The organism is Spiroplasma sp. hy2 (assembly GCF_044714365.1).
Taxonomy (GTDB): Bacteria; Bacillota_I; Bacilli_A; order Mycoplasmatales; family Mycoplasmataceae; genus Spiroplasma; species Spiroplasma phoeniceum.
In genome coordinates this window covers 1-1,400 of sequence record NZ_RXFZ02000223.1, presented here as the reverse complement: position 1 = coordinate 1,400, position 1,400 = coordinate 1, and the positions used below count along the sequence as shown (strand labels likewise).

Annotated in this window: 2 protein-coding genes; both read left to right on the top strand. The window is 22.7% G+C overall.

What is annotated here, in order from left to right:
• The coding region (locus tag EHV01_RS05595; protein WP_422066598.1) for a hypothetical protein at positions 1–1,087 on the top strand (1,087 nt) is incomplete at its 5' end.
• Between the two features lie 9 nt (positions 1,088–1,096).
• A complete protein-coding gene (locus tag EHV01_RS05590) occupies positions 1,097–1,228 on the top strand; it encodes a hypothetical protein (protein ID WP_422066597.1) in 132 nt (43 codons plus the stop codon).
• Positions 1,229–1,400 lie beyond the last annotated feature (172 nt).

Below are 1,400 nucleotides of genomic sequence, written 5' to 3'. Positions count from 1 at the left end.
TTATAATTTAAAACAATTAAATCCTAAAACTAACCGAGTTTATTTAATTAATGAAAAAACCAAATCAGTTGATGCACAAACACCAGTTAGTGATAGTAAAAAAGATAATAATTGCGAATTTTTACAAACACCAGATGGGACAAATTGTAGTTATATAATTGATATGTTTTCTATTCAAGCCTTATATAAAGGTAATTTTGAAATTATCTTTTATGCTGATAACCCATATACAAATAATGAAGAAGATTACTTACGCTTATCAGTATGAAGTTTTCGTGGAAAAACAAAAAGTGTATTAAATAATTATTTACGCGATATGACAACTAATTATAAAACTAGTTTTTTACTGCCACATGACTATGAAATACCTACCTTTAATTACCCACAATATGTCTTACCACCAGTACCATATAATTATAAGGAATATACAAAAGATATTATGCGTTCTGATGTAGTACTACCATTATTAACTAAAATTATTGCACCAGCACAATGTAAAGTGGGAAATTATGAGCCAGTTAATTTATTTGATGATACAGAAGAATATACAGGTTATTATGAAACGGAAATTGATTTAAAACAAATTGATCCCACAATTCAAAGTATAGATAAATTTATTAGTTCTTATAAAATAATAGAAATAAGTAATCTTAATAATTTACAAGTTGAATGTGGACCACCTGAAATAGAAAATTTTATACCAGATAGAAATATTAATATATTTGGTGGAACTGATGATTGTAGCAATAATTTATTTTCATTAAAAAATATAACTTTGAAAAACATTGGTTTATCACAAACTGATAAAATTAATTTTGATAATACAATAAGTTTATATACTGATAATATAAAAGTAAATAATATTCAAACTTTTGCTACTGCTTATACTAATGGGATACCTTTTAAAGGGTATTCCACCATATATGAAACATCAACTATTAATAGTGTAAAATTTTTATTACAAACAACATTTTTACCTAAATATGGAGTTAATAATAAAATCAGGGAAACATATTTACAGGCATATTATACAAATAATATGAAATTAAAAATTAGATTTACAAAAGTAATATTGCCACTTTTATAGTTTTATTATATGGATGCTTATAGAAAACCAAAATATTTTGGTAATGATAAAGATATTACATTAGATATTAATAATCCAAATGTATTGGGTATTAGAAATAATAGTAATAGTTCTGTTAAAATTACATTTAAACCAATATAAAAACAAAAAAGAGATTTTTAAAAATCTCTTTTTATATTACCATTTTCATCAATATTTAAATTAGGTAATTTTCTTTAATTTTGTCGAAAACTCTTGATATTTATAAAATATACCTAAAATTAGGTATATTTTTAATATATGGAGGTAAATAATTAATGAAAAAAATAATTAW